General features: G+C 57.0%; 1 protein-coding gene. It reads right to left on the bottom strand.

Going from position 1 to position 284, the window contains the following annotated elements:
• Window positions 1-284: carbohydrate porin (locus NNN71_RS25045; RefSeq protein ID WP_271459623.1), on the bottom strand; the 284-nt coding region annotated here is incomplete at both ends.

Genomic DNA, 284 nt, shown 5'->3' with positions numbered 1-284 from the left:
CCCTGGCCGTCGTGGTTCATCCAGAAGTAGTCGTTGATACCCTGTTGCGGACGCTGGTGGAAGTCACGACCGGCCCAGATATAGGCGTTCGGGTTGGATTCGAGCACGTTGGTCACGCCGACGTAGGCCTTTTTCAGGTTCACTTCGTCGCTCCAGTGGTCGAACATTACGTTGATATCCCAGATCGCGCCTTTTTCGCTCTTAAAGGCCTTGGTGAGCTGGAATTCGCCGCCGTTGCCTTCGTTACCCAGACGACCGATCGCCGAGGCGCCGTTATAAGAGCC

Source organism: Kluyvera sp. Awk 3, assembly GCF_028069715.1.
Classification (GTDB): Bacteria; Pseudomonadota; Gammaproteobacteria; order Enterobacterales; family Enterobacteriaceae; genus Kluyvera; species Kluyvera georgiana_A.
This window is presented reverse-complemented; position numbering and strand designations above follow the sequence as displayed.